15 protein-coding genes are annotated in these 16,720 nt (G+C 49.8%); 1 reads left to right on the top strand and 14 read right to left on the bottom strand.

Features of this window, described 5'->3' with window-relative positions:
• Positions 1 to 3: 3 nt before the first annotated feature.
• The 12 genes from BHV73_RS08805 to trpB form a co-directional block, all read right to left on the bottom strand.
• The gene (locus tag BHV73_RS08805) at positions 4 to 843 is read right to left on the bottom strand and encodes a TolC family protein (protein WP_022218440.1); all 840 of its coding nucleotides are present in this window, start codon (positions 841 to 843) and stop codon (positions 4 to 6) included.
• Between the two features lie 28 nt (positions 844 to 871).
• Positions 872 to 2,038, bottom strand: coding sequence for a sugar transferase (locus tag BHV73_RS08800; RefSeq protein ID WP_286737987.1), 1,167 nt, complete (start codon positions 2,036 to 2,038; stop codon positions 872 to 874).
• Positions 2,039 to 2,056: 18 nt separating this feature from the next.
• Entirely contained in the window at positions 2,057 to 2,416 is a 360-nt protein-coding gene (locus BHV73_RS08795; protein ID WP_009123371.1) for a response regulator, read from the bottom strand.
• A gap of 166 nt (positions 2,417 to 2,582) precedes the next feature.
• Complete coding sequence (locus BHV73_RS08790) at positions 2,583 to 5,207, bottom strand: LruC domain-containing protein (RefSeq protein ID WP_286737985.1); 2,625 nt, start codon at positions 5,205 to 5,207, stop codon at positions 2,583 to 2,585.
• 246 nt (positions 5,208 to 5,453) lie between these two features.
• A complete protein-coding gene (locus BHV73_RS08785) occupies positions 5,454 to 6,494 on the bottom strand; it encodes an asparaginase (protein ID WP_009123373.1) in 1,041 nt (346 codons plus the stop codon).
• Between the two features lie 84 nt (positions 6,495 to 6,578).
• The gene (gene trpA, locus BHV73_RS08780; RefSeq protein WP_286737983.1) at positions 6,579 to 7,358 is read right to left on the bottom strand and encodes a tryptophan synthase subunit alpha; all 780 of its coding nucleotides are present in this window, start codon (positions 7,356 to 7,358) and stop codon (positions 6,579 to 6,581) included.
• Between the two features lie 58 nt (positions 7,359 to 7,416).
• Positions 7,417 to 8,052, bottom strand: coding sequence for a phosphoribosylanthranilate isomerase (locus tag BHV73_RS08775; RefSeq protein WP_286737981.1), 636 nt, complete (start codon positions 8,050 to 8,052; stop codon positions 7,417 to 7,419).
• A 42-nt stretch (positions 8,053 to 8,094) separates the two neighbouring features.
• Positions 8,095 to 8,973 (bottom strand): indole-3-glycerol phosphate synthase TrpC, encoded by an 879-nt coding sequence (gene trpC / locus BHV73_RS08770; RefSeq protein ID WP_286737979.1) that lies wholly within the window; start codon positions 8,971 to 8,973, stop codon positions 8,095 to 8,097.
• A 214-nt stretch (positions 8,974 to 9,187) separates the two neighbouring features.
• Positions 9,188 to 10,186: an anthranilate phosphoribosyltransferase gene (gene trpD, locus BHV73_RS08765; protein WP_286737978.1), complete on the bottom strand. Its 999-nt coding sequence runs from the start codon at positions 10,184 to 10,186 to the stop codon at positions 9,188 to 9,190.
• 351 nt (positions 10,187 to 10,537) lie between these two features.
• Positions 10,538 to 11,143 carry an anthranilate synthase component II gene (locus BHV73_RS08760; RefSeq protein WP_129618204.1) on the bottom strand — a complete coding sequence of 202 codons (606 nt, stop codon included), beginning with the start codon at positions 11,141 to 11,143 and terminating at the stop codon, positions 10,538 to 10,540.
• Positions 11,144 to 11,177: 34 nt separating this feature from the next.
• Positions 11,178 to 12,605, bottom strand: a complete 1,428-nt coding sequence (locus tag BHV73_RS08755; RefSeq protein WP_039951224.1) for an anthranilate synthase component I family protein — start codon at positions 12,603 to 12,605, stop codon at positions 11,178 to 11,180.
• Positions 12,606 to 12,707: 102 nt separating this feature from the next.
• On the bottom strand, positions 12,708 to 13,889 hold the full coding sequence (trpB, locus tag BHV73_RS08750) for a tryptophan synthase subunit beta (protein ID WP_039951228.1): 1,182 nt from the start codon (positions 13,887 to 13,889) through the stop codon (positions 12,708 to 12,710).
• 546 nt (positions 13,890 to 14,435) lie between these two features.
• Here trpB and BHV73_RS08745 point away from each other — a divergent pair.
• Complete coding sequence (locus BHV73_RS08745; RefSeq protein WP_087413220.1) at positions 14,436 to 15,014, top strand: HdeD family acid-resistance protein; 579 nt, start codon at positions 14,436 to 14,438, stop codon at positions 15,012 to 15,014.
• 191 nt (positions 15,015 to 15,205) lie between these two features.
• On the opposite strand, the gene BHV73_RS08740 is transcribed toward BHV73_RS08745, so the two are convergent.
• Both BHV73_RS08740 and BHV73_RS08735 read right to left on the bottom strand, forming a co-directional pair.
• A complete protein-coding gene (locus BHV73_RS08740; protein ID WP_009123384.1) occupies positions 15,206 to 16,165 on the bottom strand; it encodes a DUF5106 domain-containing protein in 960 nt (319 codons plus the stop codon).
• 260 nt (positions 16,166 to 16,425) lie between these two features.
• Positions 16,426 to 16,720: hypothetical protein (locus BHV73_RS08735; RefSeq protein WP_353681450.1), on the bottom strand; the 295-nt coding region annotated here is incomplete at its 5' end.

The raw sequence follows: 16,720 nt of genomic DNA, 5'->3' as shown, positions 1-16,720 counted from the left end.
ACTTTATTTCCCTTTGATTATTTTTACGTTGGTCAGCATCTCGAGTAAAATGATGGCGTTATGCAGCGAGACGCGCGCCTCGGCATAGGAAGTCACCGCCCCGGAACGGCGCGCGCGCTCCAATGACAGCGAGATGATGTCTATTTTGCCTTGTATGAAATTGTTCTCCGAGATTTTCATCTGGGCGTTGTAGAGGGCGGCATTCTCCGCTTTGGCTTTGATGGTTGCCAGTTGCGCCGTCACATTGTTATAGGCTTCCAGCACTTTGAGCCGCCGTTCTTCCATCACTTCTTCCTGCGTGTATTGGAGTTGTTCGATGTTGTAACGATAGTTTTTCAGCCGGAGCGGGCGGTTGAACAAATCGCCGAGGCCTACGCTGAAGCTGGCGCCTACGTTGAAGGTGTGGCGGGAGCTGGCTGTGGTGGACTGATACCAGTCGGTGAAGGAGTCGCTGTTGTCGTTCAGCACGTTGTAACGCCCGTAGGCGTAGTTCCCGTTCAGCCGGAAGTAGTTCCACCAGTTCCTTTTTTCTATGCGGTACTGGTTCTTTACCTGCTCTACCTGGGACTGCGCCCGTTTTACGGTGGCGTTTTCTATCACGGCATCCATGAATACGGAAAGGGGCGGCAGCTCGAAGCCTTCTATGTAGTGCCGCGTCTCCGGCAGGTTGTCTCCCGAGATGCTCTTTTCCAGAATGGCGTCGCTCTCTTTCAACGCTTCCAGGATTTTGATTCGCTCTTCACGCGTCATGTCTTTCTGGGCGCCGGCAGGCAGGGGTGACAGAAACAGAATAAGTGTAACTGCACAGAGATATAATAAGGTATATGTACGGGCTTTTATCATTCGTCTGTCTTGTTTTTGGTTTTAATGATTACACGTTTTCTTTCTGTACAAAAGCGGTGAACGTCCTGAGAAGTATCTTCATGTCCAGCAGGAAACTGAATTCCTGCGCGTATTTGATATCGAGCTGTTTCCGTTCTTCCGCCGACATCTTGCCGGCTCCGCCGCGTTTTTTCACTTGCCAAAGCCCGGTCAGTCCGGAAGGCGCCATGAAGCGGTCTATGTATGCGTCGCTGGTCAGCAGCTCGGCTTCGTAGAGCGGGAGAGGGCGGTTGCCTACGATGCTCATGTCGCCCTTTAGAACGTTGAATAGCTGTGGAAGCTCGTCGATGCTGTATTTGCGGATGAAACGGCCGATGCGTGTGACGCGCGGGTCGTTCTCTATCTTGACAAACGGGCTTTCTTTGGATTGGGCTTTTTGTTTCAAAAAATCTTTCTCCGGTATGATGAAATCGTCCGAAATCAGCAGGTCGGCTTCTTCGTCGGGGGAGCCTGTAAGCTCGTCGAAACGGATGTCGGGAGTGCAGTCCGCTATTTCTTCTTCCAGCTTGTACTGGTTGAGGGCGTTGAGCTCTTTCAGCCGTTTGTCCGCATCGGTGTACATGGAACGGAATTTCAGGAAGTTGAATATCCGGTAATTACTGCCTACACGTTGCGACTTGTAAATGACCTTGCCTTTGCTCTCTAGACGGATGGCGACGGCTGTGCCGATGAGCAGCGGAGAAAGGAGTACCAATGCGCATGCGGCGAATAATACGTCGAACGCGCGTTTCCATGCGGGCAGGTGAAACGTGTTGAGCATCTTCCGGTGGGTACGGCTGAATTCCTGCATTTTATGCTTTTGGCGTATCTGCAGGAACCGGGTCATGCTGCGGATGCTCTCTGCGTCGGCCTGCGGCGGCAGTGTGTTGCTGACGCCTGCCAGCAGATAGGCCTTGCGCTCTTCTGCCTGCAATCCTTCGGTGATAAGGGTGATGTAGACGCGTGGAAATCTCTTGTGAAGGCAGGCGATGTCGAGGCAGTCCTTTTCGGGGTCGGTTTGCTCGTAAAGGATGGATGTGTTATACCGTTCGCGGATGCCGTCTATGATGACGGCCGCTTTATCGGCGCAGGAAACAGTAACGAACATGCCATCCGTAACCTTGCTCAGATGGTCGATGGCGGTTTGGCCGTTTCCTATGTAGATATAATATAACATATCTTCCTTGCTGCTTTTTTAGATGTATTTCTTGATGCGTGCCCTGAGTTCCAGCGGGTTGAATGGCTTGAGTATGTAATCCGCCGCCCCGGCTTCGAGCAACTGGATGCGCTCGACGGTGCTTTCCTCACTGGAGAGCATTACTACGGGGATGTGCCTGAACAGCTCGTTTCCTTTCAGATAGTACAGGAATTCGTTGCCACGCATATGGGGCATGTGGATGTCGGAGATGATAAGGTCGGGAATATTGCCTTCGTTAAGCCACTCAAGGGCCTTTAAGGGGTTTTCAAAATATTCCAGGTCGTATTCTGTCCCTAAATAGATCTTGAGTACGCGGCCTATGGTGGCTTTGTCATCAACCAATAAGATTTTTTTCATTGCTCTGTTTATTATAGCGCTGTTGCTTTGTTTGTTTGCTATGCAATAACAAAAGTAACTATTATTTTTTATTAAACTCGTCCGACTGCTAATAACAATGAAGACTTGTTAACCTACTTTAACGACGAAGTGAGAAAAAACGTGAGAATGTGTATATCGGTGTACTTTAGTCTTTATTGAGCGGAGTCAGATTTTCAATAGGATATACGTCTTGGTTGTGCGATCGGTACCAGTCGTTGTCTTGTTGTCCGCCGGTGGTAATCCACGACCGGAACTTATCGTATACCATCGTGACTTTCTTGTTCTCCGCAGGCCATGCGAACTCTTGGGGAATCACGACCGCCCAGGCAAGGTTCTCTTGGCTGAGATAGTACCTGTTTTCGGCGGCGGATGAGCCGTCGTTACCGCTGTTGAAGTAATGAGTGCCGCCCAAGTCGGTCGGAGCGAAGCCCGCTATGTGCACTTCCGTGCGCTTTCCTTTGGCTGTGGCGGGAGCTGTGATGGCAAAGATATCGATGTGGTTGATATTCAGGTCTTCCGGTTTCACGTTGGCAGAGGCGGGAATTTCCATGATAATGTTGTATTCCTTGGTGTCCTTTTTGAATGGGCCGCCGACAATGGTGTTGATGCGTTTCTCCGTGTCGGTGTATCGGCCGCCCCACAATTCGGTGCGCGCGTCACCGAAGAGGATATAGGTGGGGATGCTTTGCCGCTCCTCGAATGATACGTCCTCACCGCCGATTCTGAATTTATCGGGCTTCATGTTTCGGGGGAATTTGGTGAAGCGGATGCCTGCTCCCAATGTCTTGGTGGCGCCTGTCGCGCGTAATTCGAGGGTCATTCTGAGGCGGGTCACGATGCCGTTTTTGTCTACTTGCAGCTCTTTTCTGGACATTACGATTACGAGGTCGTTCATGTCAAAGTCACCGTATACAGGCCAGTTGTCCTCGAAGGCGAAAGTGTATACGTCGCTGTCTTCGATTTCGATGGGGAAGTCGGGGTTTTTCTCTTCTTCGCCTTTGTTGCCTTCGTCGTAGATGCCGCCGCAAGTCTCGATGGTGTATTTGGATTCGTCATAACCGGTATTGACGCTTTCGTTCTTTTTAAACGGGCGATACCGGTCGGGGCCTTCTATCTTTCCTTCTATGACCAGATTGTTGCTTAACAATTGGACGGTAGAGGGTTGCTCGAATTTAATTGTTCCGGCCTTAATCATCGACTTGTCGTCGTTGGTGACGTTCACCGCCCGGAAAATGACGTCGCCGCGTTTTACTCTGAACTCTTTGGCTTTAATCATGGAGCCGTCTGTCAGCGTGAACCTGGCATTGCTCAGGGTTTCTATTTCGGGTACGGGCAGCCATTCGGTGTCGGTTTCGTCAGCACGGCCGGCAGTGATGGAGCCTTTGTTTAATGTCACGTTTCTGAACTTGAATTCCTTTTTGACGATGACGGTGCAACTGTTGTATAGAACATCGGATGACGAGTTCGTGAATTTGGATGTTTCGATGAAACCGTCGTTGTAGACGGACAGGCCGCCTTCTATTTCATGACCGCTGATGCGGGCTTCATTGTGGTTGACGATGGCGGTTGCGGTGGAGTTGTTGGTTTCTATTTCACCGTCCGCTTCGTCGAAGCTGATATTGCCGTAATTGAATAGCTGACTGCCGTTGAGGTCTATATCGGTGGCGCTGGTTAAATCCGCCTTGTTCAGTATCCGGGCATTTACGAAGTTGAATTCATGGGCGCTTAATGTGCCGTGATTGATGACGTTGCTGCCGTTGATAGTGATTTCATCGTCTGCTTCGATGTTCCCCGCGTTAAATAATTCCGGGCGGCTTCCGAGATTCATGCTCAGCTCTTTGCCGACCTTGATGCTTCCGAAATTCTTGGTGGGGCATCCTAATTTGAGAGAGGTACATTCGAGGCTGCCGCCGCTTTGCAGGGTGAGGGTATTGTTGTTGCCGACGGTAAGGGCGTTGGCGATGATTTTACCGCCGTTCATTACGTATATATCGAGGTTTGAATGATTATCGCTTAGTTTCCAAACACCTTGTACGAATACGGTTGCCCTGCCTCTGTTTGTTCTTAGCTGCACAAGGTAGGGAGAAGCTGAAGTGTATTCCTTTCCTATAATATACTCGGCGCCGTCGGCCAGTACGCCTTCATCCCAAGGATTGTCGGAGATATAGCCGTCCGATGTGCCCGGGACGGCGGGGATGACTTCCGCTTCTTTATATTCCTTATCGGCGATTTCCGTTATGCCGGCTGCTCGGGCTGCTTCGGCTGCCGGGTTGGAATTGGCTGTAACTCTGCTTGCCGCTCTTGTTTTTGTGCCGGTTGAAACGCTGTATAACTTACACTCCAATGCTCCGCCGTTTTCGGGAATGTCGTATTCGTAGACTTCCTTGCGCTGCTTTGGGTCGGTCTGACGGATGAACAGTCTCGCGGTTGCTTTGGAGACGTTGATTTCCGCGTTGTAGTTTCCGTCCTTATCGGCGGTACCCACTGCGATAGGCGCGGCGCTTACATCGGATATCGGGTTGGCGGTGAATACTTCGATAAGGTACTTGTATCGACCGTCAAACTCGTCGTTTACCTCGACGTTCAGATTTACGGTGTTAATCATAGACCAGTTAAAACCGTCAGGGGCGGCGAAATCTTCTCCTAACGGATTTTCTTTCGGTTCCGTCTGAATCCCCCTTTCAGGATCGTACACATCATCCGTGCAACCGGCAAACGCCAAAGTTCCGGCTATGGCTGCCATAACTGAAAAACGGTAGAATAATTTCATAAGCCAATCTATAAAAATTTCTGATGTTTTGTTTGCTTCTTGAGTAAAATAATCAACTTTCAGTTCGTTTACGCCGCAAAAATAGCCATATTATTCGGATTATTAGTTGTAAATATTGTCTTTTTTGATAAAATAGGGTGGATATTTTGTTAAATCCGGCCATTTGCCGGTCTTGAAAACTTGTAAATACTATCCAGAGCGGGTGAGGGAAAAAGTCAGAAGGGGGGAGAAGAAAAAAAGAGGAAATTACTCTTTTGTAATTTCCCCTGCTAAATCCGAATTCATCCGGTGACGAATTTCTGTCTGGTCCAGCCCGTGTCCGAGCAGGAACATGAGCTTTGTAACGGCGCACTCGGGCGTACTGTCGTAGCCGCTGATAACGCCGGCTTGAAGAAGATGCAGGCCGGTTTCGTAACGCCCCATCTCTACGCCGCCGCTTTGGCACTGGGTGATGTTGACGATGACGATGCCGCGCTCTGTGGCATCCTTTAGTTGCCGGATGAACCACTCCTTTTGGGGAGCGTTGCCGGAACCGAATGTCTTGAGAACCACCGCTTTCAACCCCGGAACGTGCAGTACGGAATTGATGATGCTTTCCTGAATGCCCGGAAACAGGGTGAGGACTACGACGTTGGTGTCGAAGAGATAATGCGGTTTCATCGGCCGTGCAGGGTCGGGGCGACGGATGCTGTGCTCGTTGTAGCGGATATGGATGCCTGCTTTTGCCAGGGCGGGATAGTTGAAGGAGCGGAAAGCGTTGAAATTTTCGGCATTGATTTTGGTTGTCCGGTTGCCCCGCATCAGTTCGTTCTCGAAGAAGATGCATACTTCGGGAACGATGGCGGTGCCGTCGGGATGCTTGGCGGCGGCTATTTCGATGGAAGTAATCAGATTTTCCTTTCCGTCCGTGCGCAAGGTTCCGATAGGCAGCTGCGAACCGGTAAGGATAACCGGCTTCGCGAGGTTTTCGAGCATGAAGCTGAGCGCCGATGCCGTATACGCCATCGTGTCGGTGCCGTGCAGGATGACAAAGCCGTCAAAGTTATCGTAGTTATCATTTATGATTTCGACAATCTTGGCCCACAGAGAAGGTTCCATATCAGAGGAGTCGATGGGCGGGTCGAACTGATAGGACGAGATACGGTAGTTGAAGCGTTTCAATTCGGGGACATGCTTGAGCAGGTGGTCGAAATTGAAATTTTCCAGTGCGCCGGTTTCCGGGTTTTCTATCATTCCGATAGTTCCGCCTGTGTAAATTAAGAGAACGGAAGGGTAATCTGCTTTCATAAATATCTCGTTTTTCTTCTTTTTCGGGCACAAAGATAGGAAAAAAAGTGATAAGGTGGTAATGATAAAGTAATAACCCTTTTATCATCCTTGCTCCAAGTCCTCTTTCAGGTGCGCGACGGATTTTCCGGCATCTCCTTTATATTCGTTGAGCAGAGTGACGAAGCGGCTTCCGATGATGGCTCCGGACGAATGGGAGCAGGCGGCATCGAATGTCTGTTTATTGCTGATGCCGAAACCTACCATACGCGGATTGCGCAGGTTCATGTCCTGAATCTTCTTGAAGTAGGCTTGTTTCCGGGTGTCGAAATCCTTTTGCGCGCCGGTGGTGGCTGCCGACGACACCATATAAATGAATCCGTCGGTGTGGGCATCTATCTCGCGGACGCGCTTTTCGCTGGTTTCGGGGGTGATGAGCATGATGATGCGGATGTCGTACTTTTGCGCGACGGCCTTATAGTTCGCCTCGTATTCCCTGAAGGGCAGGTCGGGGATGATGACGCCGTCGATGCCACATTCCGTACATTTCCGGCAGAAGGCTTCAAAGCCGAAGTGCAGGATAGGATTGAGATATCCCATCAATATCAGCGGTATGCGGACATCGCGGCGGATGTCACGCAGCTGGTCAAAGAGGATGCGGAGAGACATTCCGTTGCGCAGGGCGCGGGTGGCGGCATCCTGAATGACGATACCGTCTGCCATGGGGTCGCTGAAGGGGATGCCGATTTCTATCATATCCACTCCGTTCTTTTCGAGCGTGCGGATAACATCGGCTGTGCCGTCGAGCGTGGGGCAGCCGGCACAAAAGTAGATAGACAGCAGGTTTTGGGGGCTGTTCTGGAAAAGTTGGTTGATACGGTTCATAGTGAGTTCGTTATTATGGATTTATTGTTGTCTGTTACGTTATCGGCGGGTAGCGGTGCTACTTGCCGGCAGGTTCGCCGCCTCTTATTTCCTGAAGGAATTTTCCGATGCGTTCCACGTCTTTTTTGCCCGGAGCCGTTTCGAAGCGGCTGTTGATGTCGATGCCGGCCAGTTTGGGGTGATGGAACTCCCTGATTGCTTTGACGCTGTAAGGGTTGATGCCGCCGCTGAGCAGAAAGGGTGTCATTCCGGTGTATCGAAGCAGCAGGTTCCAGTCGAACTGATTGCCGGAACCGCCATACTGTGGCGTTTTGGTGTCAAACAGGTAATAGTCGCATAATCCCTTGTAGGCGGAGACGGCCGCCAAATCCTTGGGGTGCGCGATGGAGAAAGCCTTGATGAGATGCAGGCCGTTGTTGCATAAAGAACGGCAGTACTCGGGCGATTCGTTGCCGTGGAGCTGGATATAATCCAGCGCAAAACGGTCGGTGTACATCAGGATATCGTCCTTGTTTTCGTTTACGAAGACGCCGACACGCTTTGCGTGCACAGGCAGGTATGTCGGCATTTCGCACAGGCAACGGGGAGACTTGGGGTAGAAGATGAAACCTATCATATCTACGTCCAGTTGCTCTACATTGCGGATGTTTTCCGCTTCGGTCATACCACATACTTTGATAATAAGAGAAGCCATGGGAGTTACTGTTTACTATATTTACGATTCATTATTCATTGCTCACAAAGATTTCTGTGCTTCGGTTTCCTCGATGCCTTGTATGAAGCCTTTCAGCGCGTCTCCCGGCTGCGGGGTTTTCATAAAGGTTTCTCCGATAAGGAAGCCTCGGAAACCGGCGGTGCGCAGGCGGCAGATGGTTTCGGGGTGCGAAATACCGCTTTCCGAAACAAGTAGCGGCAGGTTTCGGGGGGTATCGGAAGAGTCTTGGGCGTCGGGAACGTTACGGGCATCGGCTATCGTCTGCCGGAGCTGTCCGGCTATGCGGAACGAGTTCTCCACATCGGTGACGAATGTGCCGAGGTTACGGTTGTTGATGCCTACCATGTCCACATCCTTACTTATATAAGCAAGTTCGCGGGGGCTGTGGATTTCGAGCAGCACTTCCAGTCCCAGGGCGTGCGCCCGGGCGGTGAGGTCGGCGCATTCTTCCTGCGTCAGACAGGCGGCGATGAGCAATACGGCGTCCGCGCCTGCGATACGTGCTTGCAGCAGTTGGTATTCGTCGATGATGAAGTCTTTTCTCAAGATAGGAATGTCGACCAGCGGACGTGCCGTACGGATGTCCCGCAACGAACCGCCGAAGAATTTCGCATCCGTAAGGATGGAGATGGCGGAAGCGCCTGCCGCCTCGTATGCGGCTGGTATTTCGTCGGCTTTGGCCGTCTCGTATATCCAGCCCTTCGAGGGCGAGCGCCGCTTGAACTCGGCAATGATTCCCGCGGGTGAGGAAGCCAGCGCACGTTTCATGCTGCGGCGTGGGGCAGGGGAATTTTCCATTAGGTCGCGCACTTGCTCGCGCAACTGTTCGGGTGAAACAGCCTGTTTCTGCAATTCCACTTCGATTCGTTTGTGGTCTGTTATTTCAGATAGAATATCCATAGGAGGGGAGGGGTGAGTTATAAGTTATGAGTTATAAGTTATGGGTTGGGGGTGATATGGCGCTGTTTAAGTAAATGCGTATAATCGGTTAATCCTATCTGTCATTCAGAGCGAAGAATCTTCTCTCTTCTTGACATTCACATAAAGACTTGTATTCACAAAGGGAAGAGATGCTTCGCTTCTCTCTGAATGACAGTATAGCATAACTTGATTTTCAACCTTTACTTATTTCTATAAACTTTTTCAATGTCTTCAACGCCAGTCCGCTTTCCAGTGATTCGCGGGCTATGGCGATGCATTCTTCAATCTCCTTTTCCGGTTCCATGACCTGAATGGCAAAGGCGGCATTGACAATGACACATTGCGTCTGGGCAGCTTCCGCACGGTTGTTCAGGACATTGTCGAAGATGCGTGCCGCGTCTTCCTTACATGCTCCGCCGGAAAGCTCTTCGGGACGTACCGCGCTGAAACCGAGAGCTTGCGGACGATAGATACGCTCATAATTGCGTGTCATTACCTTGAATTCATCGGTCAGCGAGATTTCATCGTAATTGTCCAGGCTGTTGACGACGGCAAAGTCGATACCGAGCTTGTAGAAAACATTTGTGTAGAGACGCATCTGCGAGAGGTCTGCCACACCCAGCAGCTGATAAGCGGGTTTGCACGGATTCACCAGCGGGCCCAGCAGGTTGAACAGCGTCCGTACTCCCAACGCTTTGCGCACAGAACCGACGGTTTTCATTGCCGGATTGAACAGTTGGGCGTGCAGGTAGGCAATGTTGCATTCTTCCATGCTGCGCTTCAGGATGTCGGGATTATTGGTGAAGCGCACGCCATGCTGCTCTATTACGTTGCTTGCCCCGCTGACGGAAGTAGCGCCGTAATTGCCGTGCTTGGCCACTTTGTAACCCGCTCCCGCCACAATGAAGCAGGCGCAGGTGGAGATGTTGAACGTGTTCTTTCCGTCACCGCCCGTACCTACGATGTCAATGGGGCGATAGGGCGCGAAGTCTATCGGGACTCGTGTCTCCATAAGTGCTTCGCGAAAGCCTGTCAGTTCGTCTACTGTGATGCCGCGCATCTGAAAAACAGTGAGTAACGCTGCTATCTGCGCCTCGGGATACATCCCCCGGCTGATGTTGAGCAGGATTTGTCTGGACTCCTCTGCGGTGAGCTCTTCGTGATTGAAGAGGCGGGTTAATATTGTTTTCATCTGTTTAAGTCAGTGATTAAAAAGTTTATAGTTGATGTATGGCTAAGCATGAGTGCTGATATCAGTAATCGAATATGTTTCCGAGTAACGCTTTTTTGTTCTCGTGAGGCGCTTGCTTCACTTCCGTGAAATGCCTGCCCGGCTCTTGTGAGGTGCGCGGTCGGCTTTCATGAGGTGGGCGGTCGGCTCTCACGAAGTGCCTGCTCGGTTCTTACGAAGTGCTTGCTCGGTTCTTGCGAAGTGCTTGCTTGGCTTTCATGCAGTGTGCGCTTGTTTTTCACGCAATGTGCACCTGTGCTTATGAGGCCGCTTGTACCTTATGAGGTCTGCGCTGCATCCTCGTGAACTGTGTCATTTACCTTCATAAGCTGCGCCGTTTATTCCGTCCTTTCCGTCACCGTCCAGCCAATTTTTCATAATCTGCTTTCCGTCCGGCGTCAACACGGATTCCGGATGAAACTGAATGCCGTGGACGTCGTACTTCCGGTGTTTCAACGCCATAATCTGCCCTTCGGGACTGACGGCTGTAACGGCAAGCGTTGCAGGCAGTCCTTCCGTATCCACTACCCAAGAATGGTAGCGCCCCACAGGTATTTTCTCAGGCAGTCCCCGGAAAATGTAATCCGGTTCTGTCAGCCGTATATCGGTTTGTACGCCGTGAAACACCTTGCTGAGATTGACTAATCTCCCGCCGAATACCTGTCCGATAGCCTGCTCTCCCAGGCACACTCCCAATATCGGTTTCTTTCCGGAATAGGTACGTATGACATCCGGCAACAATCCCGCTTCTTCGGGCACACCGGGGCCGGGAGAAAGAAGAATCTTATCATATTTCTCCAGTTCGTCCATTTTGAATCGGTCGTTGCGCAACACATCCACCGTTGCTCCGAGTTCTTTCACCAGATGCGCAAGGTTGTAGGTGAAAGAGTCGTAATTGTCTATGATTACTATTTTCATTTCCATATCTTTCAAAATCTTCATCCTTTATTCTTCATACTTCATCCTCATTCTTCATTTCTTTCATTCTCTCCGCCATTACAATCGCCTTCTTCAATGCTCCCAGTTTGTTGTTCACTTCTTGCAGTTCGTATTCGTCATTGCTTTTGGCTACGATGCCGCCGCCTGCCTGGAACCACAGTACCCCGTTGCGGCTGACGAATGTACGGATGGTGATGGCCTGATTCAGACTGCCGTTCAGACCGATGAACCCGATGCAACCGCCGTAGGCGCCACGATTATGCGGTTCCAGTTCGCTGATGAGCTGCATGGCGCGTACTTTCGGCGCACCGCTCAATGTTCCGGCGGGGAAGGTGTCGATGAACGCCTTGATAGGATCGGCTTCGCTGTTCAGCGTACCGCTGACGCGGCTCACGAGGTGAATGACGTGGCTGTAATATTGCATCTCCTTGTAGAAATCCACTTTCACGTCGTGGCAGTTGCGGCTGAGGTCGTTGCGGGCGAGGTCTACCAGCATCACGTGCTCCGCGTTTTCTTTCGGGTCGTCGTGCAGGTAACGGGCGTTTACGGCATCCTGCTCCGGGTCGCCGGTGCGCTTGGTAGTGCCGGCAATGGGGTCTATATAGGCATGGCGTCCTTCGATGCGGCAGTGCGTTTCGGGCGATGAGCCGAAGATACGGAAACCGCCGAAGTCAAAGTAAAACAGGTAGGGAGAGGGGTTGATGCTGCGCAGAGCGCGATAGAGCTTGAAATCGTCGCCTGTGAAACGTTGCTCGAAGCGGCGGGAGAGGACTATCTGGAAAACATCACCCCGCATGCAGTGGGCTATTCCTTGGCGGATGTTGGCTTTGTGCTCCTCGTCCGTCAGCGGAGAGGTCGTTTCGCCTACGGCACGGAAGTCGTAAACGGTATAATTGCGGTTGTGAATGGCTTTCCGTACTTTGTCCAGCTCGCTTTTCCCGCCGGGAGCCAGCATTTCCAGCAACAGCATCTCGTTCTTGAAGTCGTTGAAAACGATGAGATACTTGTATAATATGTATAGCATATCCGGCGCATCGTTGGTGGCTTCGCGGCTGTCCTTTACGGGGATGTTCTCGAAATAGCGTACGGCGTTGAAAGAGGTGTAGCCGTACAGCCCGCAATAGTCGCTGTACTCGCCTTCCACATGAAAGCGGTTGAGAAAGTCCCGCAGAGCATTCTCCGCACGGTACTCTCCGGTAACGGGATGTTCCTCGCGTGTGCCGTCGGGCAGGCGGAATACGGCGGTTCCGTGGTCTATGCTGACGCTTGCCACCGGACAAAGCCCGATGAAAGAACGGTTGTTCTCGCTGCCATGATAGTCGGAACTCTCCATGAGTGCGCTTTGAGGAAAGATGTCGCGCACTTTCAGATAAGTGCTTACGGGAGTATGCAGGTCGCCAAGCACTGTACGGCTGACCGTTTGATAATTATATTGTTTCATTGCTTCCTTTATTGAGTAAGTAGTAACAGTAAGTAGTAGCAGTAAGTTGTAACAGTAAGTTGTAACAGTCAGTTTATATCACAAACCCTCATAACTTATAACTCATAACTCATAACTTAAATACGTTTCCACATCCTTGTCCCCCCGTCCCGAAACGGTCAGTACCACCACATCGTCGGGCTTGAAGTTCAGTTTCTCCAAGGCGCCGAGGGCGTGGGCGCTTTCTAATGCGGGGATGATGCCTTCGAGCTTTGTCAGTTCGTAAGCGGCGCGGATAGCCTCGTCGTCATTTACGGAGAGTACGATGGCGCGTTTCCGTGCGGCAAGGTTGGCGTGCATGGGACCTATGCCCGGATAATCCAGTCCGGCGGAGATGGAGTAAGGTTCCTCAATCTGCCCGTCCTCGTTCTGGATGACGTAGGTGCGCGCTCCATGAATGATGCCCAGTTTGCCGAGGGCGATGGTGGCGGCCGTCATGCCCGTTTCCACTCCTTTACCGCCGGCTTCGGCGAGAACTATCTGCGCGCGTTCGTCGTCGACATAGTGGTAAATGGTTCCGGCGGCATTGCTTCCGCCGCCTACGCAGGCTATGAGATAGTCCGGACAATCGCGCCCTTCCTTTTCCATGAGCTGCTTCTTAATCTCTTCGCTGATAACCGATTGCAGGCGTGCCACCATATCGGGATAGGGATGCGGGCCTACGGTGGAGCCGATGATGTAATAGGTGTCGGCAGGGTGGCAGCACCAGTCGCGTATGGCCTCGTTGGTGGCGTCTTTCAAGGTCATGTTGCCGCTGGTTACGGGGACTACGGTTGCTCCCAGCATCTTCATTTTCTCTACGTTGATGTGCTGACGCTCCACATCGGTCTTGCCCATATATACGATGCACTCCATATTCATCAATGCGCAGACGGTGGCAGTGGCGACGCCGTGCTGTCCCGCTCCTGTCTCGGCGATGATGCGGTGCTTGCCCATGCGGCGCGCCAGCAAAATCTGGCCGATGGTGTTGTTGATTTTGTGCGCGCCGGTGTGGTTCAGGTCTTCCCGTTTCAGATAAATCCTGCAACCGTACTTCTCCGACAGGCGTTTGGCCTGATACAGCGGAGAAGGACGCCCTACGTAGTCGCGCAGCAACTGGTCGTACTCCCGCTTGAAATCCTCACTTTGCAGAACGTCGAGATAGGTGTTCTGCAACTCCTCTACACATCTGTGGAGTATCTCGGGAACGTATGCCCCGCCGAATTCTCCGTAATAGCCTTCTTTGTCAACTAAGAAACTCGCCATATTATTGTCTTTTTTATTATTTATCATTTTACCATTGATTTGATAGGGGGGAGATGTACATCGCTTAAACGAAAAAAGCCCCGTCGCTTGGTGCGACAGGGCTCTTTTTATATCTATCATATATTACATATATACATACGAGCACTGCTCCCTTACGACTGCCGGAGTTGTAACGGGTGCCACCACCAATATGTATTTACGAACATTGTTTTCATTGTCTTTTTTTATTTTAACCGGGGCAAATATAAGCACATTGTTTTAATCGCCAAAACAAATCTTACTTTTTTTTCGTATAAGAACATTTTTCTTAAAATTTTGTTCTTTATAGCGGATAACAGCTATTATTTACTATTAAAAAGAAAGGAACAAACTATGAAGCGAAAACATTTGATTGCCGTAGGCGCGATTATTGCCATTGTCTTATTGCTATATTGGCTTTTTATAGCCGAAGACTTGAACGCCTGGCTCAATGTGAACTGATTTTTCGGTATTATCATGCGGGGTTGTTCAGATAAATAATGTATCTTCGCAAAAAATCAAAAACTCATGAAAGGATTAAGTTATTCATTCTTGCGCGCCGTGTGCGCGCTGGTAATAGGCCTGGTGTTGGTGATGTTTCCCGACCAGGCCGGTGATTATTTTGTGATAACGATCGGTGTCATTTTCCTTGTGCCTTCGCTCATCAGTATTATAGGATATTACGCTCAGAGTGCCGAGGTGCGCCGCCGTTTTCCTATCGAGGGGATAGGCAGCTTGCTGTTCGGATTGTGGCTGGTTATTATGCCGGGCTTTTTTGCCGATTTGCTGACGTTCGTGCTGGGCTTTATCCTTGTAATGGGCGGTGTGCAGCAGATAGCTTCGCTTTCGGCTGCCCGCAGATGGACACCTGTGCCGGGCGGATTCTACGTTGTTCCGGTACTGATATTGCTTGCCGGATTGATTGCCCTGTTCAATCCTACGGGAGTACGCTCTACGGCGTTTATTATTATCGGAATCACCAGTTTGGTTTATGCGGTTTCGGAACTGATAAACTGGTTCAAGTTCACTCGTCTCCGTCCTAAAGCACCGGTTACCGGCAGTAAGGCCGATGATGACGACATCGAAGATGCAAAAATTATAGAATAATGTACGGATTAAACACCGTGTTCTCCGTCATTCATTCAGAGCGCAGCGAAGAATCCACTCCTTTGTGATAGGGAAAAGACTCTTCGCTGCGCTCTGAATGAATGACGGAGAATATTATTCTTTTTTATAAAGGGCGAGGTTCTCTCTGAAAAACCCGTTTATCTCCTTGAAACTCGCTATGCCGAAACTGTTCACTGAATATTCTGCAAGTATTCCTCTATTTCTTTGGTTGTAACGTCTTTCAGCAATACAGTTTTATCCTTATCCAGTAGATACAGGGTTGGGATGGCTTTTAAGTCGTAAAGATTGTTTTGCTCGATTGTCTGTTTCTTGTCATAACCGTTAATCCATTCCACAGGAAAATCCGATAGATGTCTTCGCCATTCCGCCAAATCCGCATCGGGATAAATGGACAGAATTTTCATCCGGCTTTGTGCAGTGGCTTGGTGAATGGAAGGACTGTGTTTCAACGCTTCTATCGTTTCACCGCAAGCGTGGCAACCGGGATTATTGATAAATAACAATGTGTAAGGAGCTTTGATATTGTACAAGTTGCCCTGCTGGCCATTGGCGAGCGTATAGGTAAAATCCAGCGCTTTTGTACCTACACGGTTTTTCTGCGCCAGTTCCCGCCGGGCTTTCGGACGAATTTTCTCTGTGTCATCCATGACGGAAGATTTTAGCATGGCATCCAGCACGGATATATACAATTCTTCATTACGCATCGGCGAGTTTGGATCGTATAGATATTTGTCCGCAAGGGAAGTCAGGTACATATAGCATTTTTTCTCTTTTTCAGCTTGTGCAAACAAGGTTTTCAAGGCTGTATCCCCTGTTGAAGCGGGTACCAGTCGCAGGATATCAATGAAGTTTACCCATGCTTGCTCCGTCACTTCGGGATGGTGTATGTAATTGGTGTCGGTGAAATTTACATTATCCCAGTAATGGCGCGCCAGATAATCGGCACGCAATTCCGGAGTATTCAGCATTGTGGGGATTGTGGGTAATGCGAAAGCGGTTATCGTATCTGTTACGACTACTTTCTCTTGTTTGTTACTTGCCTGTCCGCTGCTGCATGCGCCGTTTGCGCTCGATAGCAAAGAGAGTAATGCGCAAGCTGGTAATAGTTCTATAATCTTTTTGTATCTCATACGGTTTTTATTTAAAAGTAAAATTAGTGCTTTTATTCTTAAACGCCAAATATGTGTATTATGATTCTCATTGCTTTGGACAGTAAATAATGGAAGTAGGAAGCCGCTTTCGCGCGCACGTATATATATAATGTACCTATTTTGTCGGTAGGTATAACACTTTTAAAAGTATATGCTCTACAACATCTTTACTAATCAGTCAGTTACAAAAAAGTTTCAAAAATATTAGGAAAAAGTGAAAGATATATTTGGTCGGTATATTAAAATCCTCTACTTTTGCATCCGCTTTCGAGAACGAGAGCAGCGATAGATTGACATTCTGAAACAAAAGCGCATGAGTGCTGAAGATTAGATAGAAATGAAAAATAAATATCTGAAATTGTTTGGAGTTTATTGATTTTTATCTTTATCTTTGCAGTCCGACTCGCAAAGAAAAGAGCTTTTTGGATTCTTTTCTTTCTTAGTTCTTCCTTTCGCAAGAGAGTTGTTTTGAATGAGAAAAGAATTTTAAAAAAAACTTCCGAAAATATTTGGAGTATATGCTTAAAAGTTTTT

Origin of the sequence: Bacteroides sp. 44_46, assembly GCF_001915465.1 — a bacterium.
GTDB lineage: Bacteria > Bacteroidota > Bacteroidia > Bacteroidales > Bacteroidaceae > Bacteroides > Bacteroides clarus.
Note: the sequence above shows the minus strand (reverse complement) of the source record. Positions and strands in the feature narration are given on the sequence as shown.